General features: G+C 41.5%; 19 protein-coding genes, 2 tRNA genes and 1 pseudogene. 10 read left to right on the forward strand and 12 right to left on the reverse strand.

All coding sequences use genetic code 11. The features are described from left to right. Positions 1-31: 31 nt before the first annotated feature. Positions 32-916 (forward strand): UilS family quorum-quenching N-acyl-homoserine lactonase, encoded by an 885-nt coding sequence (gene uilS / locus BGC07_RS11335; protein ID WP_069313205.1) that lies wholly within the window; start codon positions 32-34, stop codon positions 914-916. An 82-nt stretch (positions 917-998) separates the two neighbouring features. Here uilS and BGC07_RS11340 read toward each other — a convergent pair whose 3' ends face one another. The 5 genes from BGC07_RS11340 to BGC07_RS11360 are packed head-to-tail and all read right to left on the reverse strand — an operon-like array spanning position 999 to position 3144. After that, on the reverse strand, positions 999-1634 hold the full coding sequence (locus BGC07_RS11340; RefSeq protein WP_069313206.1) for an HAD-IA family hydrolase: 636 nt from the start codon (positions 1632-1634) through the stop codon (positions 999-1001). A gap of 42 nt (positions 1635-1676) precedes the next feature. Next, on the reverse strand, positions 1677-1961 hold the full coding sequence (locus BGC07_RS11345; RefSeq protein ID WP_069313207.1) for a DUF1315 family protein: 285 nt from the start codon (positions 1959-1961) through the stop codon (positions 1677-1679). Between the two features lie 42 nt (positions 1962-2003). Further along, positions 2004-2267 carry a BolA family protein gene (locus BGC07_RS11350; RefSeq protein WP_069313208.1) on the reverse strand — a complete coding sequence of 88 codons (264 nt, stop codon included), beginning with the start codon at positions 2265-2267 and terminating at the stop codon, positions 2004-2006. Beyond that, positions 2264-2566 (reverse strand): YciI family protein, encoded by a 303-nt coding sequence (locus tag BGC07_RS11355; RefSeq protein ID WP_069313209.1) that lies wholly within the window; start codon positions 2564-2566, stop codon positions 2264-2266. The genes BGC07_RS11350 and BGC07_RS11355 overlap by 4 nt, the downstream gene beginning before the upstream one ends. Positions 2567-2601: 35 nt before the next feature. After that, positions 2602-3144 carry a septation protein A gene (locus BGC07_RS11360; protein ID WP_069313210.1) on the reverse strand — a complete coding sequence of 181 codons (543 nt, stop codon included), beginning with the start codon at positions 3142-3144 and terminating at the stop codon, positions 2602-2604. A 139-nt stretch (positions 3145-3283) separates the two neighbouring features. Between BGC07_RS11360 and BGC07_RS11365 the strand changes: the two genes are divergently transcribed. The 5 genes from BGC07_RS11365 (at position 3284) to BGC07_RS11385 (ending at position 7482) form a co-directional block, all read left to right on the forward strand. After that, a complete protein-coding gene (locus BGC07_RS11365) occupies positions 3284-3910 on the forward strand; it encodes an L-threonylcarbamoyladenylate synthase (protein WP_069313211.1) in 627 nt (208 codons plus the stop codon). Positions 3911-3915: 5 nt separating this feature from the next. Next, entirely contained in the window at positions 3916-4740 is an 825-nt protein-coding gene (locus BGC07_RS11370) for a segregation and condensation protein A (protein ID WP_069313212.1), read from the forward strand. After that, entirely contained in the window at positions 4730-5413 is a 684-nt protein-coding gene (scpB, locus tag BGC07_RS11375; RefSeq protein WP_069313213.1) for an SMC-Scp complex subunit ScpB, read from the forward strand. Before BGC07_RS11370 ends, scpB begins: the two co-directional genes overlap by 11 nt. A gap of 8 nt (positions 5414-5421) precedes the next feature. Continuing rightward, entirely contained in the window at positions 5422-6249 is an 828-nt protein-coding gene (gene rluB / locus BGC07_RS11380; protein WP_069313214.1) for a 23S rRNA pseudouridine(2605) synthase RluB, read from the forward strand. Positions 6250-6543: 294 nt separating this feature from the next. Further along, entirely contained in the window at positions 6544-7482 is a 939-nt protein-coding gene (locus BGC07_RS11385; protein WP_077216873.1) for an FYVE zinc finger domain-containing protein, read from the forward strand. A 117-nt stretch (positions 7483-7599) separates the two neighbouring features. Here BGC07_RS11385 and BGC07_RS11390 read toward each other — a convergent pair whose 3' ends face one another. The 3 genes from BGC07_RS11390 to BGC07_RS11400 all read right to left on the reverse strand — a co-directional run bounded on the left by BGC07_RS11390 (position 7600) and on the right by BGC07_RS11400 (position 9467). Beyond that, entirely contained in the window at positions 7600-8952 is a 1353-nt protein-coding gene (locus tag BGC07_RS11390; protein ID WP_069313216.1) for a hypothetical protein, read from the reverse strand. A gap of 352 nt (positions 8953-9304) precedes the next feature. Next, positions 9305-9380 (reverse strand) — tRNA-Glu (locus BGC07_RS11395). 11 nt (positions 9381-9391) lie between these two features. Beyond that, positions 9392-9467, reverse strand: a tRNA-Ala gene (locus tag BGC07_RS11400). Positions 9468-9776: 309 nt separating this feature from the next. Here BGC07_RS11400 and BGC07_RS11405 point away from each other — a divergent pair. Both BGC07_RS11405 and BGC07_RS11410 read left to right on the forward strand, forming a co-directional pair. Next, positions 9777-10046 (forward strand): GH25 family lysozyme, encoded by a 270-nt coding sequence (locus BGC07_RS11405; protein WP_235603417.1) that lies wholly within the window; start codon positions 9777-9779, stop codon positions 10044-10046. Continuing rightward, positions 9994-10296 carry a hypothetical protein gene (locus BGC07_RS11410; RefSeq protein WP_139121682.1) on the forward strand — a complete coding sequence of 101 codons (303 nt, stop codon included), beginning with the start codon at positions 9994-9996 and terminating at the stop codon, positions 10294-10296. Before BGC07_RS11405 ends, BGC07_RS11410 begins: the two co-directional genes overlap by 53 nt. A gap of 84 nt (positions 10297-10380) precedes the next feature. Here BGC07_RS11410 and pgi read toward each other — a convergent pair whose 3' ends face one another. Then, positions 10381-11943, reverse strand: coding sequence for a glucose-6-phosphate isomerase (pgi, locus tag BGC07_RS11415; RefSeq protein ID WP_235603419.1), 1563 nt, complete (start codon positions 11941-11943; stop codon positions 10381-10383). Positions 11944-12117: 174 nt separating this feature from the next. Between pgi and BGC07_RS11420 the strand changes: the two genes are divergently transcribed. Further along, a complete protein-coding gene (locus BGC07_RS11420) occupies positions 12118-13467 on the forward strand; it encodes a UDP-glucose dehydrogenase family protein (RefSeq protein ID WP_069313219.1) in 1350 nt (449 codons plus the stop codon). Further along, positions 13464-14333 (forward strand): UTP--glucose-1-phosphate uridylyltransferase GalU, encoded by an 870-nt coding sequence (gene galU / locus BGC07_RS11425; RefSeq protein ID WP_069313220.1) that lies wholly within the window; start codon positions 13464-13466, stop codon positions 14331-14333. Before BGC07_RS11420 ends, galU begins: the two co-directional genes overlap by 4 nt. Positions 14334-14528: 195 nt before the next feature. Here galU and cydB read toward each other — a convergent pair whose 3' ends face one another. From cydB to BGC07_RS24165, 3 genes and pseudogenes are all read right to left on the reverse strand, one after another. Beyond that, positions 14529-15671 (reverse strand): cytochrome d ubiquinol oxidase subunit II, encoded by a 1143-nt coding sequence (gene cydB / locus BGC07_RS11430; RefSeq protein WP_069313221.1) that lies wholly within the window; start codon positions 15669-15671, stop codon positions 14529-14531. Beyond that, positions 15664-17287: pseudogene (locus BGC07_RS11435) on the reverse strand (cytochrome ubiquinol oxidase subunit I). The gene cydB and the pseudogene BGC07_RS11435 overlap by 8 nt, the downstream one beginning before the upstream one ends. Positions 17288-17322: 35 nt before the next feature. Then, on the reverse strand, positions 17323-17479 hold a 157-nt coding region (locus BGC07_RS24165), incomplete at its 5' end, for a DesA/ISL3 alpha bundle tail domain-containing protein (RefSeq protein ID WP_449421087.1).

Below are 17479 nucleotides of genomic sequence, written 5' to 3' on the forward strand. Positions count from 1 at the left end.
TGTTGTACTGTTATGCCGTTCCTAGTTTTTTATGAGGATAAAGTATAATGGAAAAGCAAGCTGTTTTTTTTACTCTGAAGGCAGTAAAATCGCTGCTGAGCTTTACTTGCCTGAACAGGGCATTCAGAATGCACCGACTATTTTACTCTGCCATGGTTTTGCGGGTGTAAAAGAACTGTTACTTCCCGCTTTTGCGGAATATTTTGCTAAGGCGGGTTTTGTTGCTATGACATTCGATTACCGTGGTTTTGGTGAGAGTGAAGGTGAAGCTGGGCGCTTGGTGCCAAGGTTACAGATTGAAGATATTAAAAATGCGATTAGTTTTCTGACTCAACGCTCTGAGGTTGATGCAGAGAAAATAGGATTGTGGGGAACGTCATTTGGTGGGGCGAATGTGATGGTAGCAGCCTCTGAGGACCCTCGAGTTAAAGCGCTGTCTGTGCAACTCACTTTTGCAGATGGTGAGCGTGTGGTCACAGAAGCGATGACTGCTGAGGAAAAAGCAAAGTTTCTGTCAACGCTTGAGCGCATGCAGCAGAAAAAAGAAAAAACAGGCAAGGAAATGATGGTACCGATTGCAAAAGTTTTAACCGATGAGCAATCTAAAGCGTTTTATCAAGAATATGCCAATAATTTTTCAGCGCTGAATATTAAAATCCCATTTTTAACTGTGGCCGAAACGATGAAGCATAAGCCGGTCGATGTGTTAGCTCGGGTTTCTTCACCGATATTAATTACTGGAGCGAGTGATGATGGCGTAAACCCTATTGCTGAGTCTCATGCGTTGTATGAGGTTGCTAACGAGCCTAAAGAGTTGTTGGTGATTGATGGCGCGACTCACTATGAAGTGTATCACGGGGAGTATTTTGATAAAGCTGTGGCGAAGCAGGTGGAGTGGTTTAAGCGGTATCTTTAAAGCTTTCTGGATGTTTCATTGAAGTTGTCATTGCGAGTTGCTTTGTATTTGCTTGCGATGACAGTTTACTTAGAATATTAACCTAAATTAATTTAAATATTTTTAATAACTCGTTAGGATGATGAATTAGGTAATCTGGCTGATACTGTTGCAAGAATTCAGGACATTGAAAGCCCCAGCTGACGGCAATATTGGTCATGCTTAGTTGTTTGGCTGCCTTGATATCACGGGCTTCATCGCCGATATAATAGGCTTGATTGGGATTGATATTATGTTCTGCACAGGTTTTTTTGATGAGTCGTGCTTTGCCGAACAGGCTGCTGCCGGCGATAATATGGCTAAAGTACTGACTCCACTGGTATTGATCTAAAAACTGTCGAATATTCTCTGGACTATTGGAACTTAAAATAATCAGCTGAATATTGTTCTGTTGGCTGAGCTTTTCGAGTGTGGGCTGCCAAAATTCAAAGATAGGGACTTGATGAAGTTTTTGGCTAAATAACTGCCTGGCTGAGATCATAATTTGCGGCAGTTTGTACCACTTTACACCCAATTTTTTAAAGGTTTTTCTGAGTGTTTGTTGTCTTAATTCTGCAATATCGTTTTTTTGAACCGTTTGAAAGTGATATTGGTGAGCGAGTGTGTTGATAATGTCGATGGCCGTGGCAAAGCTATCGGCGACGGTTCCATCGAAATCAAAAAAGAGAGTTTGAGCCAATTTTCTATATCGCTTGATTATTATTTAAAAAATTATTCGCTGTTATTTTTTGAAATGAATAACAGCTTCTGTTTTTGTGGCCTGGCTTTCGACGACGGTAGCGGATTGCTTTGAAGCACATGGAGTTTGTTTGCGTGGATTATAATCATCTTCGAGGTCTTGCTTGGGGTTTTGTTGCTGTTCAAAGGCTAAGATTAGCTGCATGCAGCGATCTTTTTCATCGGCAGATAAAGGGTTACCATCAGCCCATTTGCCGATTTCTAATGCCTCTTTCATCTTGGTAATAGTTGAAATGTCTAAGGCGCTGATTAGTGTTTCGTAGCTCATGGTTAACCTCTAGTGCTTAATAGTAAAATAATAATGAGATAGCTAGTTTTGCAGGACTTTAATACTCAGGGCATGAATTTCGGCCGGCATCATATCAGCTAAGGCTTGATAGATAGATTGATGTTGCTGAATGCGTGTCTTGCCTGTAAGTGCTTTAGCGCTGATTTTAACGGTAAAGTGCCCGGCACCAGAAGCTGCTCCAGCGTGGCCGATGTGCTTATGGCTATCATCGATAATTTCAAGACTCGCGGGAGAAAGTGCTTGTTCTAAGCGCTGGCGTATCATTTCAACTCGCGTTTCATTCATTGTGGAAAGACCTGCTTAAAGGGTTTAACTTCAACACGAGAGTAAACCCCTGCTTTTAGATAAGGTTCTTCATCTGCCCACGCTTGTGCATCTTGTAACGAGTTGAATTTTGCAATGATGAGGCTGCCAGTAAAGCCAGCGTCCCCTGGAGTCTCATTATCGATAGCCGGGTTGGGGCCTGCAATAATTAAGCGCTCGTCGCTTTGTAGTGCTTGCAAGCGTTCGATGTGTGCTGCGCGAGACTTCGCACGGTTATCAAGGCTATTTGGGTGGTCATAACAGAAAAAGCTATAGAGCATGTTGTTATCCTAATTGTCTAATATTTTGAATTACTTTATGGCTTTTCTTTGTCATGTTCAATATGGCGCGCTAGATAGAAAATCTGGCAGACAATAAAGATTAAGGTTAAGCCAATGTCACCAAAGGTTTTGAAGTTGACCCAAGCATCATCGGAGAAGTGGTACATAATATAGATATTCAGCGTGCCTAAGAGCAAGAAGAAAATGGCCCAGGCCATATTTAATTTACGCCAGATTTCTGCTTTCATGGTGATAGCATGATCGAGCAGACGCTGCATGACTGGCTTCTTGCCGAAGTATTGACTAGCGATGATGCCGATGCCAAAGGCCCAGTTGACGACGCTAAATTTCCATTTAATTAACTCTTTATCGTGCAGGAGTAAGGTTGCGCCACCAAAGACAATGATGAGAATAACGGTCAGCCATTCGGCAAATTCGAGTTTGCGATAAGCAATATAGAGAATTGCGGTTTGGATGATGGCAGCGATGATGAGCACAGCCGTTGCCACATAGAGGTTATACATCTTATATGAGATAAAAAATGCTAATAATAAAGCGATGTTGAGAACAAATTTCATATGTTAAACTCTTTACTTTGTATCTAAGTCGACCTATTGTAACCGATCTTATTATACAATAGGCTGCAAAATTTGCGCGATGATCACTGGATTATTCGTCATTTAGCATAAAGAATTAAAGTGGAGAGGAGCGGCGGTTATGGCACATATGATCGCGATACATACACAGACACCACAAAAACGCTTGATAGAACAAGTCGTTAATTTCATTCGGCGTGGAGGGGTCATCGTTTATCCGACCGATGCAGGGTATGCACTGGGTTGTCATATCGACAATAAAACAGGGGTGGAGCGTATTCGCCGGATTCGTCGTTTGGATGATAAGCATCACTTCACTTTGCTTTGTCGTGATTTAAGCGAAGTGGGTCAATATGCCCGTGTCGATAATGTGGCGTATCGGATGTTGCGTCGGTCAACCCCGGGGGCTTATACCTTTATTTTCAAAGCAACCAAAGAAGTGCCTAAGCGCTTACAGCATGAGAAAAAGAAAACTATCGGCCTGCGTTTTCCAGATCACCCGATTGTTGCTGGAATTTTAGACGTGCTTGGTGAGCCGTTGATTAATAGTAGTTTGATTTTGCCGGATGAAGAAACCCCATTGGCAGATCCTTTTGATATAGAAACACAGTTAGGCAAGGTTGTTGATGTGATTATTGATGGTGGCATCAGCTATGCTGAGCCGACGACAGTGATCGATTGGACCGAAAGCGCGCCGGTGATTCTGCGTCAAGGTAAAGGGGATCCTGAGATCTTTATGGTGCATTAATAAGTATGAGTGAAGTGGCTGAACTCTTACCCGAAGCTGTTGCAGAGCCGGTTGCCCGTGTCGCTGAAGAGTGGGTGACTGAGGTTCCACAGGATTTGTATATTCCACCAGATGCGCTAAAGGTATTTTTAGAAGCCTTTGAAGGGCCACTGGATTTATTGCTGTATTTGATTCGCAAGCAGAATATGGATATTTTAGATATTCCCATCGCTAAGATTACAACGCAATACATGGAATATATTGGCTTAATGGAAGACGTTCAGTTCGAGCTTGCCGCAGAGTATTTGGTTATGGCCGCGATGCTTGCTGAAATTAAATCAAGAATGCTCTTACCGCGGCCTGAAACTGAAGAAGGTGAGGAAGAAGACCCGCGCGCAGAACTTGTACGACGTTTGCAAGAATATGAGCGCTTTCGCCAAGCCGCTGAAGATATTGATGAGTTGCCGCGGTTCGGTCGAGATCACTTTCAAGTCAGTATAGATAACAAAGCGGTCATGATCGATGAAAGTCAGGTGCTTAAACCTGAGGTTGACTTTAATGAGATGATTGCAGCCTTGCGTGAGGTGATGCAACGGGCTGAAATGTTTTCATCGCACCAGATTCAACGTGAAGCCCTCTCTGTGCGTGAGCGCATGGGGAGTGTTCTTGAGCGTTTAAATACTGAGAAATTTACCCCATTTATTGCCTTGTTTACCCTAGAAGAAGGGCGTCAGGGGGTGGTGGTGACTTTCTTAGCGATTCTAGAGCTTGTCAAAAATACCTTAATTGAGCTGGTTCAGCATGAACCACGGACTTTGATTCATGTGAGATTAGTATCCCATGCAGACTGAACCGGTAATTCGAATTATAGAAGCGGCTTTGTTTAGTGCGGGCCGCAGTTTAAGCCTCAATGAGTTGAAAAACTTATTTCCGGAGGACAGTCAGCCGGCAGAAAATGAAATTCGAGCCATGATCGTTGAATTGTCTGAAAATTGGCAAGATTCCAGTATCGAAATTTGCGAGACCGCGAGCGGCTTTCGTATTCAGGCTAAAGCGTTATATAGCCCTTGGGTGTCGCGTTTGTGGGAAGAAAAACCACAACGTTATTCTCGCGCCCTATTAGAAACGCTTGCTCTGATTATTTATCGCCAGCCTGTCACACGTGCTGAGATCGAAGAGGTGCGTGGTGTGGCGGTGAGTACGAACATTATGCGCACTCTGTTAGATCATGAGTGGGTGCGTGTGGTTGGTCATCGAGAAGTACCGGGGCGTCCAGCTATGTATGCAACCACTAAACAATTATTAGAGCACTTTGGTATGAAGAGCTTGGATGAGATGCCAACACTTGCAGAAGTTCGCGATTTAGAAGAGGTGGCAAAAAGCCATGAATTGACCTTGCCGGGCATAGAAACAGAGCGTGAAGCTGTGCAGGCTCAGCAAGAGCAAGAGCAAGAGCAAGAGCAAGAGCAAGAGCAAGAGCAAGAGCAAGAGCAACCAGAGTTGCTTGTTGAAGAACAAGATTAGGTGAAATAATGACAGAAAATAAAGAGAACGGTGAGAAACTACAAAAAGTTCTTGCTCAGTTAGGACTGGCATCACGACGGGAGATCGAGCGTTGGATTAATGATGGTCGGGTGATGGTCAATGGTGAAGTAGCCCAAACGGGTATGCGTGTAACGCCTGATGCTAAAGTTATTGTTGATGGTAGACTCGTCAAACTCATTCAAAAAGAAGAGCGCCCTCGGGTGATTCTGTACAATAAGCCTGAAGGTGAAGTCTGCACTCGTGATGATCCAGAAGGGCGCAAGACCGTCTTTGATAATTTACCCAGTTTAAAGCAAGGCCGTTGGATTATGGTTGGCCGCTTAGATATTAATACCGGTGGTTTATTATTATTTACAACGAGCGGTGAATTAGCGAATCATTTAATGCATCCACGCTATGAAATCGAGCGAGAATATGCGGTGCGTGTATTGGGTCAAGTTACAGATGAAACGATTATTAACCTTAAAGAAGGGGTTGAACTCGATGATGGCCCGGCGTCTTTTGATCGCATAGAGTATAAAGGTGGTGATGGGGCGAACTGTTGGTATCATGTGATTTTACGTGAAGGGCGCAATCGTGAGGTGCGCAGGCTCTGGGAGTCTCAAGGGGTAAAAGTAAGCCGTTTAATGCGTGTGCGTTATGGTAGCGTCAGTTTACCGCGTCGGGTGCCGCGAGGTAAGTGGGAATATATCGAAGGCAAAGCGCTGGATAAACTCGCTGAGTCGGTGAAGTTTTCTATCCCAGAAATGCCAAAGAAAAAACAAGGACAATCAAGAAAACCACAAGCCGAGCGCAATAGACAACGGCGGCGGTGATGGTTAAGCAAAAGAGCTCAAGCTAAGAGTTCTTTTTTTTAGCTGAATTTTATGCAGAGATTATTTTAAAAATCCATGGAAAATCAAAAGGTTTGTAATGTTTAGAAGCAGGCCACGATGAGCGGGATAATCCTTCTTACACGAAATTTAATAAGATAAATTGATTTTTTTAAGTTGTTTTAATTTTTTAAAAAATACTATATCAGTAAATGCTATTTTATCTGTGATTAATCGTATTTTTATTTTATTGATATAAATTTTTATTTTAAAAATTAAAAATAATAAAAGGTCTTTATGTCTAGGTTGAAATTTAATCAAAAGCGAGATTTTCTGGAACTATGCCCTGAAGTTAGACAAAAGGGTATGTGCTCGCATTTAAGCCGACTTTGGATATTGTGGCATGACTTAAAACTATCAACAAGCAAGGAAGACTTGCCTGACTATAAAAAGTTTGTTCTTGCTTATGCTGAGAAAAATAAAGGAAAATATAAAGACGTTAAGGAATATACAGGAAAGCTTTTTCCTCCTCTTGACTCTTCAGGAAAAGAACTAGATTTCAGTGCCCCAAAAAATCGATGGATACGAGATCATGTAACGATTAATCATTGGCCAGATAATTATAAAAGTGTGTTATTTGAATATACTGATAGGTTAAAAAATGCGGATACTGTTCAGGCTAAAGATATTTTAGAATTACAAGAAGTATTTAAACCTGATTGTCAGTACTACCTTCTTATTGGCTTCATTGAAAGAAACCACGCTGTTGCTATTAGGATTAAAGGGAAAAATAATTATATAACTTTCGATCCAAATCATGGTGAGCATCATGTAGGTGATAGAAAAAGTTTATTAAAAATTTTTGGAATTCATGCTAGTCAAAAAGTTTTATTGAGTCTTTATCAGTCAAAGATATCGAGGGCTATGAAATATTCGAAGTGGGTGCCTGACCGTCATTCTGCTTGCTGTCAATGTTGTGATAATCCAATATCTCCAGGCTTATTATCGACTGGAAAGCATCATTGCAGGTTGTGTGGCCATGTTATCTGCTCTGATTGTACTAACCAAGTTGATGCTATGTATAGGCCCTTATACAAAAATGAAATTATAATAGGTGGAGAACGTATAATCCCTATAAATTCACCAAAAAGAAAGATTGGATATCATAAGGAAAAAGTATGTTTTAAATGCAAAGCTCTATTAAACCCAGTGTTAGCAGATGATAGATGGTGGTGAAAAGGTTAACCTGCCATTGTAAGTAATTTTGTGTAAACGCCACGTTTAAATAGACTCGATTAAACAGCCTTCGAATTCAATCATCAACCGATTCAAGGCTGTTTTCTAGTTTCCTAATTATCTCTGAGCACTATCTAACTCTATAAGCCTTTTTAACCTTGTTAAAAGCTTATAAAATTTATCTTCATCATATCTCCTTACTGTTTTTTTTATTGTCTCTAATTGACTGTCGATAATTTGGGTTAATTTATGTATATAAAGTTTATATCTTCCAGTGTTATTTCTTGAAATAAATTCTATTTGACCCTGTATTACTTCAGCTCTTTTCTTATGTTTTAGTCTATGGCCTTTAAAATACATGCTAAATTCAGACTTTATGTCACTAGCTAATTGTTGAATTCGGCTACTTTCGCTGCCTGCTGTGTTGAAAAATATATCCAATAATTCAGGGATAGCTTCTGAAAGGCTCAGCATGCCTGCATCAGGAGCATTCACTAAACCTTGATTGACAAGAGAGTTTAAAGGAACTTTAGTAGGACTTTTACTGATAAAGCCTCTTTTTGATGAAGGGTGCTCTTTGTATAATTTGTCATATAGGGCCAAGCTCTCTCTAGATAACTTATTAATATTTCTTAAAAATAGGTCAGAATAACTCACTCCAGAAATCATTGATTTTCTTGCCATGGAAAGTAAGACAAGAAAGCCTGATGTTGACTCTACTCTTTTAAATTCAGAATTTGTCCTATTAGCAAGCCCTAAATTTTTCCCTGCAATTTGGCCATGATTTGCTCTAAAGTAATAATTATTAAATCTGCTATCGTGACTGAAATCTAGGGCACTAAAGCCAGGTGTGTTAAACATTCTAGAGTCAACTTCCCCAATATTACCACTGTCTGAATAATATACAATGCCTTCACAATCAACTTGGTCAGTAACTGAATAATAATCAAAACCCCTTCCTTTGAGTCCATTACCGAGGAACTTACTAAAGAATAAAGTGCGATCTAGTGGTGAGCCTGGAACAGGGTCAATTAAATATAAATGGATTTTTTCAATTCGCTCCAAGTAGCCGGTGCGAGATGCTATGACTGTTTTCTTTACCATGTCAACTAATAGGTTAGTAGCAGCGGCAGCGCTCACAGCTCCCCTGGACCACCCAAAGAAAAAAAGTTTAAAATTTCCTGCATTTTTGGCAATTAAATCGATAATATAGTCGCATGCTCTTTTGCAATTGCTATACCAGTTATTTTGGCCAAGTTCTCCAGATCCCATTCCTTTTAGCCCGGTTAAAGAAACATATGCTTTTTGTAATAGATGCGCGTTCTCGTATTCATCACGATAGGAGTCCATTCCAGGACCATCTATAATAATTTTATACTTTTCTGTGCAGTTATTAAATAATGTTACTACATTTGTATCAGAGCCAGAATGCGAACCAGTGCCACAAAAAAATACACAGATATTAATCACTTAAAACCCTTAAATTATCTATAAAGCGAGCTATATCTAGTTGTAAAATTGGCCATTTTACTATTTATTTAATGGATTGCTAGTTAGAAAAATATTATTTTTATATATTGGTAGATAGGTTGTTTTAGAAATTGTAACATCTTGTCCCATCCTATTAGAATGGCCTGCACAAATTATGCTAGTTGTAATTAGCTGGTAAAGAGTTTTTCATCACAGTGCAGGGGCTGGCTTCAGGCAACGTTTGAGAATGGTCACAGGAAAATTATCGAGCAAGTCATCGACAATGAATGACACATCATCGTCTACAGGTTAACAAAGTTTCCTGTTATTTATTCATATATAGCCTGAAAAGTGGCGTCCCCTAGGGGGTTCGAACCCCTGTTACCGCCGTGAAAGGGCGGTGTCCTAGGCCACTAGACGAAGGGGACAGGCTGTTTTTTGGTGGAGCTAAGCGGGATCGAACCGCTGACCTCTACAATGCCATTGTAGCGCTCTCCCAGCTGAGCTATAGCCCCAATAAAACGCTGATAATTCTAATCTCCTTGTTCAATGAAGTCAATAGTTTTTCTAAGGCTTTATTCGCTTTTTTTGTTTAAGTTGCGTATGTTAGATTAATTGAGCCGGCACTCGCTATGTTGGTCTTTTATCATTGAGTTTAGTTAAAGGGGCAGTAATGAAAAAGTGGATGCTTAGCTTAATTCCATTATTGAGCTTGGGTTTAGTTGGAGCAGGTATGGCAGCACCGAGGGTGATTGATATCTCACATTATAGCGGCGTTATCCAATGGCCTCAGGCTGAAAAAAACAGGTGTTCGCACTGTTTTGATGAAGGCAACACAAGGAGACCAAGGAATAGACTCTCGTTTTGTTTATAATTTTACGCATGCGAGAGAGCAAGGAATTAAAGCGATTCCTTATCATGTGTATTCTTATCAAGATAATGGTAGTAAACAGATCAACCACATTTATAACGTGTTAAAGCAAGTTGGTGATATTAGACCGGCTGTTCTTGCGATTGATATCGATAGCATTTATCGCCACCATGATCAAAAAAGACATCACTCAGCTCAACCATTTTTTCCAAGAGTTAAATAAGAGTTGGCTAGATAAGAAAAACCATACCCAGGTGATTGTCTATGTGTCTGTTAAAACTTTACCTTTACTTGACTCTTTGCCTGCATTAAAGCATGAGAGTATTTGGGCCGGCTATAGCCAAGATATGGGGCGTGTCTTTAAGTTATCACAAAAATATCCCGTTGCATTTACCCAGTATGCTGTAGGCAAAAGAGAGCTGTGGGCCAAAGGTGAGGTGGATTATGATGCACTGGGAAATTTATATGTCTAATGGGTTTTAATTAATAAAAAGGGGCGATGTATGGCCCCTTTAATTTTTATAGCGTGATCTATTTAACTTTAGATAAGCTTGGGTTTATTGGTGATTGCGAAAATAATTCACTAAACCTTGCGTCGATGCATCATAACCTTCGGAGCTTGATTCGCCTTGAAGTTGAGATAAGACCTCTTGACCGATGACTTTGCCTAACTCAACTCCGTATTGATCGAAAGAATTAATGTTCCAAATAATACCCTGAACGAAGACTTTATGCTCATAAAGGGCAATTAAGGCACCTAGGCTTTCAGGAGTGAGCTTATCATACATAATTGTCGTACTTGGTTGATTCCCTGAAATGGCCTTATGAGGAGCGAGGCGACGGGCTTCGTCTTTATTGATGCCTTGGCCTATCATTTCCTGGTAAACTTCATCTTCATTGCGTCCCCACATCAGGCCGCGTGTTTGGGCAAAGCAGTTGGCGACTAGCATCTGGTGTTGCTGTTGATAAGGGCTATGAGTGCGCAAACCGACGATAAAGTCCATAGGAATAAGCTCAGTACCTTGGAAGAGCATTTGGTGATAGGCGTGCTGACCATTAGTACCAGGTTGCCCCCAGATAACAGGCGCGGTTTGCCAGTTGACTTTCTCTCCTGTGACTTGGACATGCTTGCCGTTACTTTCCATATCAACTTGTTGGAAATGATTAGGGAATAAGGCGAGCATTTGTTCATAAGGTAATAAAGCGTGTGAACGAGTATTCCAAAAGTTAATATACCAAAGGCCAACTAAGCCCATCATGACTGGTAAATTTTCACTGAGGGGGGCTGATTGAAAGTGCTCATCCATATCGTGAGCGCCGGCGAGCAGTTTTTCAAAATTATCGAAACCAATAGCAAAAGCAATGGGTAAACCGATGGATGACCAGAGTGAATAGCGGCCGCCGACCCAGTCCCACATCGGTAGGATATGATCGGGTAATATGCCGAATTCTGCGGCTTTTTCAGGCTTGCTGGTGCAACACATAAAGTGATGATTAGTTTGCTCTGTTGATAAACTCGCTTCTAACCAGCTGCGCGCTGATTTTGCATTGGCAAAGGTTTCTTGGGTGGTGAATGATTTAGAAGCGATGATAAAAAGAGTCGTTTCAGGCTTTAAATTTTTTAAGGTATTGTGCAGTTGATTACCATCAACGTTGGAGACAAAGTGACAACGTACCTGCTTTTTATGATAAGGCGTTAAGGCTTCTGCCACCATCGCGGGGCCTAAATCTGAACCACCGATGCCTAAATTGACAATGTCGGTAATAGCTTGACCTTGGGGGTAAAGAGGTGTTTGGCGGTGAATTTTATCGCATAAGCTCTGCATTTGAGCATGAACAGCGCTAATTTCATCGGCGATTTCTTTGGGCAATTGATCACGTTTTTGTGCGGGAATTCTTAAGGCAGTATGAAAGGCGGCACGATTTTCAGTGATATTGAGTTTCTTACCATGAGTTAAGGCGTGAATTTTATCAGCAAGCTGGCTTTCTTCGGCAAGTGCTGTGAGCAGTGTAATTGTGTCGCTGGTTAAGTGATTCTTACTAAAATCAATGGCTAAATGTGGGCCTTTTTTAAAATATTGATCAAAGCGCTTGCTGCCAGCAGTAAAGAGGTCGCGCAGGTGCGATTTTTTTTATTTCTTGTTGATGTTTGGCGAGCTGCGCCCAAGTTGCTGTCTTCATGGCTGAGACTCCTTAAATAAATGTTGAAAGCAGTGTAGAGGCTTCCTAGGTGGCTTGCAATAGTGAAAGTCGGTACAATAGGTGGGTTCATCGTAATAGATAAGGCGATATCAATGAGAGTAACCGTATTTGGTGCAGGCTATGTGGGTTTAGTGACGGCAGCTTGCTTTGCTGACCTTGGTAATAAGGTCATTTGTGTTGATGTGGACGAGAAAAAATTAGCACAACTTGCGACCGGCAAAAGCCCCATTTATGAGCCGGGTTTGGACGAATTGCTTGTCCGTGGCCAAGAGTCAGGGCACCTAGAGTTTACTTCTAATATTCAATACGCTGTTGAGCAAGGTGAGTTTATTTTTATTGCTGTGGGAACACCATCAGAAGAAGACGGTTCGGCTGATTTACAATATGTGCTTTCTGTTGCTAAAAGTATCGGTGAACATATGAATGACTATAAGCTGATTATTGACAAATCAACGGTTCCTTTGGGCACGGCTGATAAAGTACGCCAGACGATTAATAATGAGCTGGGTGCGCGTGGATTAGCTCATGAGTTTGATGTTAGCTCTAATCCCGAGTTTCTAAAAGAAGGTGCGGCGATAGAAGACTTTATGTATCCGGATCGGGTTGTGATTGGTGTTGATAACCCGCAGGCTGAAAAGCGGTTGAAAAACTTATATACGCCGTTAACGAAGAAAAATAACTGTTTAATTGCAATGGATATTCGTTCAGCAGAATTAACAAAATATGCAGCCAATGCCATGCTTGCGACTAAAATTAGCTTTATGAATGAGATGAGCCAGCTGGCCGAGCGGGTCGGTGCTGATATTGAGATGGTGCGCCAAGGTATCGGTTCTGATTCTCGCATTGGTTATCACTTTATTTATCCGGGCTGTGGTTATGGTGGCTCTTGTTTTCCTAAAGATGTTCGTGCGCTGGTTCATACGGCCGCAGAGCATAGCTTTGATACGAAAATTTTAGGCGCGGTTCAAGAAGTTAATGAAAAGCAAAAAGAAACCTTATTAGATAAAGTATTACGTGAATTTAAAGGCCAACTTCGAGGTAAAACCTTCGCTGTCTGGGGGTTAGCGTTTAAACCAAAAACAGATGATATTCGTGAAGCCCCGAGTCGTGTATTGATGGAAGGGCTATGGCAACACGGGGCGAAAGTCCAGGCCTATGATCCGGCCGCTATGAATAATATCCGTGCAGTATATGGCGAGCGGGATGATTTAAGCTTAGTTAAAAATGCTGAAGCCGCATTGCAGGGGGCGGATGCTTTAATTGTTGTGACCGAATGGGCTGAGTTTAGAAGCCCTGATTTTAAAGAAATTAAAAATATCTTAAAAACACCGGTAATTATTGATGGCCGTAATATTTATGATACCGAAGAGCTGCAAAATTTAGGTATTGTTTATCGTTGTATTGGTCGAGGTGAGTGGTTGATGAAGGATGTGCAATTATGACTGTGATCAAAAAAGCGGTGTTTCCAGTCGCGGGGATGGGCACACGTTTTTTGCCTGCAACTAAAGCCACGCCTAAAGAAATGCTACCTGTTGTGGATAAACCATTAATTCAGTATGCAGTTGAAGAAGCGGTAGCAGCGGGTGTTAATGAGTTGATCTTTGTGACTAGCTCAAATAAACGCGCGATAGAAGATCACTTCGATCGTCACTATGAGCTGGAAAAACGCTTGGAAGAAGCAGGCAAAGATGAATTTTTATCGATTGTGCGTGATGTTTTACCCAAGGGGGTGAGTTGCTCATATGTTCGTCAGGCAGAGCCGTTAGGGTTAGGTCATGCGGTATTGTGTGCAGAATCTCTGGTCGGATCTGAGCCTTTTGCGGTGATTCTTGCTGATGATTTAATTGCGAATGACGGGCCATTATGTTTAAGTCAGATGGTGGCAGAGTATAATAATAAGCAAGCCGATTGTGTCTTGGCGGTTCAAGAAGTACCTGAGCAAGATACCAATAAATATGGCATCGTTGCAACAGAGCAGTCTGGTCGTGTCACGTATATGGTTGAAAAACCAAAACCCGAAAATGCGCCTTCACGCCAAGCGGTCGTTGGTCGTTATATTTTATCCGCCGAGGTGTTTAAAGCTTTAAGAAATACAGCTAAAGGTGCCGGTGGGGAAATACAGTTAACAGATGCGATTGCAGCAGTGCTAAAAAATCAATGGGTTTTGGCCTATGAATTTGCTGGCAAGCGTTACGATTGCGGCAGTAAGTTAGGGTTTCTTGAAGCAACTTTGGACTATGCTTTGGATCACCCAGAGTTGGGTCAAGCCTGTCAGGAGTATTTACAGAAGCGGTTTAAGTCGGTTTAGAGTAGGTATTTATTAATCAGAAAACAGTGTGCCCTCATGGTTGGGCACACTTTCTACTTGCAAAGCAAAGTTTATTTATTTAAGCACTTATATATCATGATGTTTGGTATCATGATGAAGTACGATCACTGTTGTTAATAGCGTTGCACAGAGCGTAAATAATAACCAGCCTAAATACATCATAGTTATAATCTCCTAATAAAAAGTATGTTGATCGCGCTGAATATCTTGTTCTTTCAGCGCTCCATCGCGCCAGATTTTTCGATAGACGAATGCTGTATAGATAGCGATCACAGGCACCATAACAACAGCGACGATAGTGATTAAATTCAATGAGTGCAGCGTTGTTGATGAATTCCATACAGTTAAGCTATGGGCCGGATCTGTGCTTGATGGCATAATAAACGGGAACAAGCTGAATCCTGCTGTGAGGATTGTGCCTACTTGTACACCACAAGAGCCAATAAAAGCGGTGATGCGCTTGTTTGATTTTGTTGCAAGGATAGCGAGTATAGCGCCTAAAAATCCGAGAGCTGGCGCAATGATCATCCATGGATATGAGTGGTAATTCATTATCCAAGCGCCCGCCTTACGAGTAACCTCATTCGCCAAAGGATCATTAATTGATGCCGCACTTGTTCCCAGAGTATAACCTGGAACTTTATAGGCAATAAGGATTCCTGCAGCTGCGAATGCGATAACATATAGCACGGCAAATAAGCAGAGTGCTTTTTGTGCACGGATCTTAACGATGCCCTCTGCTCGCCAACTCAAATAGGCGGCACCGTGAGTGACAATCATACACAGGCTCACAACACCACAAAGCAAAGCAAAAGGAGTTAATAAATTCCAGAATGACCCGGTATAATCCATGCGTAAAAAAATAGCATCGTAATTAAAAGGTGAACCTAATAGTAAATTGCCAAAGGCGACGCCCATGACAACAATAGGTACAAAGCTTGCGATGAAAATGCCAATATCCCAGCTGTTGCGCCATTTTTGACTAGGCAGTTTGGAGCGATACTCAAAGCCTACAGGCCGTAAAAATAATGACCATAAGACTAACAGCATGGCTATATAATACCCTGAAAAAGCGGTTGCATAGACCGTCGGCCAAATTGCAAATATTGCTCCTCCTGCGGTAATTAACCAAACTTGATTGCCATCCCAAGTGGGGCCAATCACATTTAAGGCTAAGCGCCGCTCTGTGTCATTTTTGCCAATAAAAGGTAATAAAATACCGACGCCTGAATCAAAGCCGCTGGTCAGTGCAAAAAGAATTAACGTTAGGCCAACAATAAGCCAACCTATTACTTGCATGGTTGCAAAATCAAACATCTTTATGGCCCTCAGTGATGGCTTTATTATTTGTTACTTGCTCAAAATGATAACGGCCAGTATGTAATGCACTGGGCCCTAAGCGGGCAAATTTAAACATCAAGTAAATTTCAATAATAAAGAGCAAGGTGTAGAACAGTGCAAAACCGGTTAAACTAAAGCTTAATTGCCCTACGGATGCAGAAGATGAACCCATTGCTGTGGGCAGCATATCTTGCACAACCCAAGGTTGACGACCATGCTCTGCGACAAACCAGCCGAATTCACAAGCTAGCCAAGGCAGTGGGATCATATAAAGAGCAGTGCGAAATAACCAACGTTGCTGCCATAATGTGCCGCGAATATTAAAAAATCCTGCAGCAAGAACAATTAATAACATTATTCCAAAACAAGCAATCATTAAGCGAAATGCGTAAAATACTGGCCAAACCTCAGGAATTGCTTTTTGAGCGACTTTTTCAATTTGGGCAGGTGTCGCATTCTCAATATCTCTCATATGTGATTTAAGCAATAAGCCATAACCTAAATCTTTTTCATATTTTTTAAGGGTGGCTTTTGCCTGTTCAAGTTGAGTGAGTGAAAGGGGAGTTCCCTTTGTAGACTTTTTGGTTCTAAGTTCAACCAAAGCAAGATAAGCTTTACGGCCATTAGTCATGCGAATAACATTATCTGCAATGACTTCTTTCATACCTTTGACGGTGCCATCCAAAGAGTGGGTCGCAACTAAACTTAACGCATAAGGTATTTTAATTTCAGCTGTATTTTTGAGGTCCTTATTGCTGGGTAATGCAATCATGGTCCAAGGTGCAGGGGCTTTAGGTGTTTGCCATAACCCTTCGATTGCAGCCATTTTCATCGGCTGGGTTTCATCGACATCTAAGCCGGCGTGATCGCCAAAGAAAGCAACACCTAATAATACAATTAATCCAAAAAATGAGCCAAAAATAAAGGATCGTTTAGCAAATGCAAGGTCACGGCCTTTTAAAATATAATAGGCGCTGACGCCGGTTACGAACATTGCACCTGTTACCAGCCCTCCTGTAATCGTATGAGCAAACTGAGCTTGTGCTGTTGGATTAAAGAAGACATCATAGAAATTAGTCAATTGCATGCGCATAGAGTCAACATCAAAATAAGCGCCGACAGGGTGCTGCATCCAACCATTCGCAATTAAGATCATCAGGGCTGACATTGCAGAGCCGATGGCTAAGCAAAAGGTTGCAAATAAATGTTGTTTTTTAGAAAGTTTATCCCAACCAAAAAAGAAAATACCGAAAAAAAGTAGACTCCAGCATAAAGGCGACTAAGCCTTCGATGGCCAGAGGTGCACCAAAAATATTACCAACATATTGAGAGTAATACGCCCAATTGACACCAAATTCAAACTCCATAGTAATGCCGGTGACGACTCCCATGGCAAAGTTAATGCCAAAGAGCTTACCCCAGAAACGGACCATATCCTTATAGACTTGCTTGCCTGTTTTGACATAAAGGCATTCCATGCCGAATAAAATCCAAGTCATACCCAATGTAAGGGGTACAAAAAGGAAGTGGTAAAGGGCGGTGATGCCAAATTGCCACCGCGATAAATCAACGACATGTTCGATAGGAAGCATTACCCTCTCCGATTATAAATTTATATTTAGGTTATTTAGACAGTCACTCGGTAGCGCCTTAAGTAGCGTCCAAACTGACTCAGTACCGCAGGCGATGCCTCACTTTCGGCTTGCTGGCACCAGGCTTGTAAATCACTTACAAGTTGGCTTTGGGTTTTATTATCCTGACTCCAAAGTGCCTGTAATCTTAAT

Source organism: Piscirickettsia litoralis (assembly GCF_001720395.1).
Taxonomy (GTDB): Bacteria; Pseudomonadota; Gammaproteobacteria; order Piscirickettsiales; family Piscirickettsiaceae; genus Piscirickettsia; species Piscirickettsia litoralis.

Bases quoted from the DNA above. Each gene is read 5' to 3' on its own strand.
- uilS (WP_069313205.1), top strand. From the start codon at position 32: ATGAGGATAAAGTATAATGGAAAAGCAAGCTGTTTTTTTTACTCTGAA.
- BGC07_RS11345 (WP_069313207.1), bottom strand. From the start codon at position 1,961: ATGAGCTACGAAACACTAATCAGCGCCTTAGACATTTCAACTATTACC.
- BGC07_RS11350 (WP_069313208.1), bottom strand. From the start codon at position 2,267: ATGAATGAAACGCGAGTTGAAATGATACGCCAGCGCTTAGAACAAGCA.
- BGC07_RS11355 (WP_069313209.1), bottom strand. From the start codon at position 2,566: ATGCTCTATAGCTTTTTCTGTTATGACCACCCAAATAGCCTTGATAAC.
- BGC07_RS11360 (WP_069313210.1), bottom strand. From the start codon at position 3,144: ATGAAATTTGTTCTCAACATCGCTTTATTATTAGCATTTTTTATCTCA.
- BGC07_RS11365 (WP_069313211.1), top strand. From the start codon at position 3,284: ATGGCACATATGATCGCGATACATACACAGACACCACAAAAACGCTTG.
- BGC07_RS11370 (WP_069313212.1), top strand. From the start codon at position 3,916: ATGAGTGAAGTGGCTGAACTCTTACCCGAAGCTGTTGCAGAGCCGGTT.
- scpB (WP_069313213.1), top strand. From the start codon at position 4,730: ATGCAGACTGAACCGGTAATTCGAATTATAGAAGCGGCTTTGTTTAGT.
- rluB (WP_069313214.1), top strand. From the start codon at position 5,422: ATGACAGAAAATAAAGAGAACGGTGAGAAACTACAAAAAGTTCTTGCT.
- BGC07_RS11385 (WP_077216873.1), top strand. From the start codon at position 6,544: ATGTCTAGGTTGAAATTTAATCAAAAGCGAGATTTTCTGGAACTATGC.
- BGC07_RS11405 (WP_235603417.1), top strand. From the start codon at position 9,777: ATGAAGGCAACACAAGGAGACCAAGGAATAGACTCTCGTTTTGTTTAT.
- BGC07_RS11410 (WP_139121682.1), top strand. From the start codon at position 9,994: ATGATCAAAAAAGACATCACTCAGCTCAACCATTTTTTCCAAGAGTTA.
- BGC07_RS11420 (WP_069313219.1), top strand. From the start codon at position 12,118: ATGAGAGTAACCGTATTTGGTGCAGGCTATGTGGGTTTAGTGACGGCA.
- galU (WP_069313220.1), top strand. From the start codon at position 13,464: ATGACTGTGATCAAAAAAGCGGTGTTTCCAGTCGCGGGGATGGGCACA.
- cydB (WP_069313221.1), bottom strand. From the start codon at position 15,671: ATGTTTGATTTTGCAACCATGCAAGTAATAGGTTGGCTTATTGTTGGC.